Origin of the sequence: Methanobrevibacter sp. UBA188, assembly GCF_905234905.1 — an archaeon.
Taxonomy (GTDB): Archaea; Methanobacteriota; Methanobacteria; order Methanobacteriales; family Methanobacteriaceae; genus Methanocatella.
Genome location: NZ_CAJOJM010000077.1, coordinates 1 through 4,740 on the forward strand (window position 1 = coordinate 1; position 4,740 = coordinate 4,740).

Below are 4,740 nucleotides of genomic sequence, written 5' to 3' on the forward strand. Positions count from 1 at the left end.
ATCTGCTCATGAAGCGCTTTGCCGTTCTGGTACATGCGTATCATGTGAGGAATGTAGCGAGACAGGTTCTTGTCAAAGAACACCAGCGTGGCTTCGTTCATCTTATACTGGTAATAGGTCTGCGTCTGCCCCTTGGATATACAAGGAATCAACAACAGCAGAAAAACAGCAATACAGTTACGCATATACAACGCTGTTGTCATTTCTCAATGGGGGGTCCTGGCTTCCTATTCAGCTTTTCACTGTTGTTTGCTGCTGCTGTCTGACTGATGATGTTGCCAATCGCAAGATTGAGATTGCCGCTCTGGCTCTGATTCAGGGCAGGATTATTGGCGACATTACTCAGTGCGGTATGGAAAGCCTCCATCACCTTGCTACCGCTACTCAACATCAATGCATTATGTAAATCGATCTTACGGCCAGCAAGAACCTCCTTCTGGGCATTATGGGGAACTTTTATAGGACCACGGGCAAGAACCTCTTTCTGAGCATTATGGGGAACTTTTATAGGACCACGGGCAAGGACCTCTTTCTGAGCAAGGAGAGCCGAACTGATTTCACTTTCGAGAGCCTTTGGCCGAATTGAGTTTCCAATCTGGTTGGGAAGCTTCATAGCCTGAGCCAACTCGCAACTTTGCAGCACAACCAAACGCTCAGCAATATCGAAATTAGCTACGGCTGCAAGAGCCTTCTCGCCACTAAGCAGGCAGCACTGGTCTTGTCACCATCGAGTGCAGCAGTCATCTGCTGATACTCCAACCACTGGTCGCGGACGAGCTTCAGTTTATCGTCACCCTGGGCTGTCTCCAGATACTTGTCGGTGGTCTCGATGAAACGGTTAGCCAAATTGTTCTGCTTCTGGAGCGTGGTGTAAGCCAGTGAAGCGTTGATGGTGGACTGAGCCAAGTCGGGACACTCCTCACCGCCCAGGGCGGCATTCAGCTTTTCGGCTGACTCTGCCAGCGAACTGGCAACGTTGTTCACCACCTCACGCTTGGCGTTCATATCCTTGAGTACCTCGGCAAATTCGGGGATGTTACCGGCTACCTCATTTGATATGTCAACCAGCGTGCCGAACTGGGCTGCGCGTGTTTGCATCACCACCTGGGCTACCACAATACCATCCTTGAATGCAGAATCGGTCTTAAGGAGCTCTTCCATATTAGAAAGGTCCTTAGAAGCTTGTTCACGAGAGAATTTATCAGCCTTTGCGATGTCGCCATCTGCCTTGCTGAAATCTACCGGCCAATCAACATAGAGGGAGGAAATCAACCCGATGGCACAAATAGCTACCACCGAACACAGGATAATAATACTTTTCTTTTTCATACGCCTAAAAAATAAAGTTGTTGTTCATTTCTTTGATGCTAATGTCATGCCTATCAGTACATTGCAGTTACAAAGATACAAAAAAGTTCACTATTATCCAAACTTTTTTGACTTTTTTTGCATAGTTGTTGCAATAATGGTACTTTTTATGGTTTTGTAGGAAGACATGGCTATATTGGTCGCGTTAGTTTTTGATTCAAAACATTGGAAGCCTTTAGTCTTTCGTAGCAATGCTTAGTCCGAGCAGTTCGGACTGCCAGTCCGATGCTTACGGACTCTCAGTCCGAAGCCTGCGGACTCTTGGCTGCTTTAAACCTAAAAGTTGTAGCACCATAACCTTAGGCTATTCCGCAATAAGGGTTCCTTATTCCTCAATAAGGATACCTTATTAATCCATAAGCGTTCCTTATTCGCATCAGAAAAAAAGTTTTTTCAATTTCACCCTCCCTTCCTCCCTTCACCCCCTTCAAAGGCCGATGTACAAAGGGCTTGAGCCACGGGACCCTTTTCAGTTCTCCCTCCCGTCTCCCTCCCGTCAAGGGTCCCTTATCTTCTCATTGGGCTCTTACATTCTGCTGACGTAAACCCAGTTAGAATAAAATACGAAACTGTCAACCAAAATGGTTCACAACAGTTATGGAGCGAATCTCAAAAAAATGGGAGGGAGCGAACTGAAAAACGGGAGGGTGACGGGAGGGACAATCACTCTCCCTCCCGTGCCTCAAACCCTTTGTACATCGGCATTTGAGAGGGGTGACGGGAGGAAGGGAGGGTAAAATCAGCAATCCCTGTTTTTTGCCGACCTTCACCTCATCGTCATCAGGAAACAGGGTTAAGCGACAGGCTGTTGCGAATAATTGAACTGATTCTTCATTATATATTATTATATTATATTGTTCACATTTGCATATTTGGAGGTAGTTGTTCTTTATTAACAAAATATAATTGCTGGTTGTTAGGATTAAAAATATCAAAAAAATTCTCAGAAGAACTGGAAAATTTCAAAGAATCTTTAAAAAGTTTGTATAGTAATAATAATCAACAAATATCAAATATTAATGAATTATATTCTAAATCTTCTACTTTAAGTTCAATAAATGATTTAATTTACTCATATTTAAAATTATCAAATGCATCAGATGAGAATAAAATATCTTCATTCCAAAAAAATATAGTTGTTTGTTTGAATAGGTTAAAAATGACAATAGAAGAAAGTAATTTAAGTAAGATTGTCTCGGAGGCAACAATTCGCTTTAATAGGAATAAAAAATTTGAAATAAAAAGTGAAAAATTAGATAAATCACTAGATAAAATGATTGATGACATAGATAAAATAAATGATCAAATTAAATATTTTCAATTAAAAGGAAGTTTATGGTCTAATATTATTAATTTCATTAAAAATGATTCCTTTGGTTCATTAATACAATTAAAAAATGAAATTTTATCCAGTTATAATTGTGAACCTTTCAAAGTGAATATAAAAAATAGTAAAATAAGTTTAGATTGTCTTTTGATTAAAAATAATGAAAAAGTGGAAATAAAGGAAAAATCAGAAAATAAAGAAAATAAAGATAAACCTGAAAAAGTTGAGAGAAGAGTTAGAAAAAGATTAACACGTATGATTGATATTAAGGAAATCAAAGCTATACCAGAAGTCCATTTTGATAAAGAAGAAGATAAACCTAAAGAAGAATCAAAAGATAGTGGAGAAATACACAGAGAAAATAGCTTAACTTTTAGTGAAAGTAGTACAGAAGAACATAAAGAAAAAAATAAATCAGCTATTTTAATATGTAACAAATCTTCATATCCATATGAACTATCAGTTTATTATGATAGATGGATTGAATATTATTTAAGTTGGAATATAAATGTTGTAGTATATAATTATAGAGGATATGGTCAAAGTAATGGATTTTCCACTATATCCAATATGCAGACAGATGCCGAAGAAATAATTGAATATATCAAAAAGAAATATAATTTCACAAATATCGGTGTTCATGGTATTAATTTAGGTGGAATTCCCGCTAGCTATTTATGCAGTCAAAATAAAGTTAACTTCTGTTTTGTTGATAGATGTTTTGGATCCTTATATGACTTCATCAAAGATTTAACTTTTGAAAATATTAAATACGTTTTAAAAGGAGTGTTTCTTAGTGATTGTGATATTGTCCAATTATTGAATAGTAGCTTAAAAAGGAAGAAAAATGGAAACAATGTTTATAAGTTAATATCATATGATTTAAAAAAAGAATTTATAAATCATAATATATCCTTGAGAACAAAAATGGCAAAGGATTTTTACAATAAATTAACTAGAAACAATGATAAAAGAGAATATATTTTAGACACAATATTAGAAGAAAAAGATAGAGAATATGATTGTTTTGAAAACGATATATTTTATGTATTAGAAAAAATAATAAATACTCAAAATGAATCAAAAGATTACAGATTAGAGTTAAATTCAATAATGGAATCAGTTAACTTTAAAATCAATACAAGTTTAACAAATACATCAGATATGGATTCCCAAATGAGTAACATTGAAACAGTGTCCCCATTTGTAAAAGAATTACATAAAGAAGGAGATAAGCAACAAGAACTTAAAATAATAACTTCAATCCAGCATCTATTTGAAAAATTCGATGCAGGGGGGGAGACTTTATTGTCTTTGTATAAAACAAATGATAACAGAAAAAATATTTTAAATAATTTTTTTGTTAATTTGCTGGCATGGGGAAGCTATAAAATTGGCGGAAAATATGCCACTGATTTAATTGTGGCTTATAATGCAATTGTTAAAAAATTTCCTTATGTTAATAAAAGGATTGAAAAAATATTAAATAATCCAGAAAAATATGTTATAAGTGATGGAATCTTAACAAGCTCATTAAAAACTGTTTTGGAATGTTTGACAAAAATTCAAAAATTCTATGAAGATAACTTTTTGAGTAAAAAAAATAAAAATATTGAAATAATTATTGATGATCAAGATAATGATGATGACGATGCAGATAAAGATAAAAATGCTACTAATATGGGATTAAATATCCCTGAAACTTCAATTAATGAACTTATTAAAGAAGACAATGAAAAAAAAAATATAATAGATTTAATAAATGAAATTAATATTGGAAATTTATTTGTTCTTAATTGTGGAAATGAAGGATTATATAGTTCAGAGGAAATTCAAATGCTTTTTATGTTTTTAATAAATTCTAATTTTATTAATGCTTCATAATTTGGAAAAATCAAATTAAAATATTGCTTGATGATTTAAAAATGTTTTTCATTTTCACAGGCCTATTTAATTATAATACTTATTAAAAAAATTTTATTAAATATTTCATAATATACTATCTATATGCAATTAAAACATCAAATTGGGGATTGGGGATTGGG

Annotated in this window: 4 protein-coding genes; 1 reads left to right on the forward strand and 3 read right to left on the reverse strand. The window is 34.2% G+C overall.

Annotated features, from left to right (window positions below; genetic code table 11):
* From QZ143_RS09335 to QZ143_RS09345, 3 genes are all read right to left on the reverse strand, one after another.
* On the reverse strand, positions 1–203 hold a 203-nt coding region (locus tag QZ143_RS09335; protein ID WP_292883529.1), incomplete at its 3' end, for a hypothetical protein.
* Entirely contained in the window at positions 200–625 is a 426-nt protein-coding gene (locus QZ143_RS09340; RefSeq protein WP_292883532.1) for a hypothetical protein, read from the reverse strand. The genes QZ143_RS09335 and QZ143_RS09340, both read right to left, overlap by 4 nt.
* Before the next feature lie 47 nt (positions 626–672).
* Complete coding sequence (locus QZ143_RS09345) at positions 673–1,329, reverse strand: hypothetical protein (protein WP_292883534.1); 657 nt, start codon at positions 1,327–1,329, stop codon at positions 673–675.
* Positions 1,330–2,281: 952 nt separating this feature from the next.
* Between QZ143_RS09345 and QZ143_RS09350 the strand changes: the two genes are divergently transcribed.
* Entirely contained in the window at positions 2,282–4,579 is a 2,298-nt protein-coding gene (locus QZ143_RS09350) for a hypothetical protein (protein WP_292883537.1), read from the forward strand.
* The last annotated feature ends 161 nt before the right edge of the window (positions 4,580–4,740 follow it).

Excerpts from the sequence above, each read along its gene's own strand:
- QZ143_RS09345 (WP_292883534.1), bottom strand. The coding sequence starts at position 1,329 with ATGAAAAAGAAAAGTATTATTATCCTGTGTTCGGTGGTAGCTATTTGT.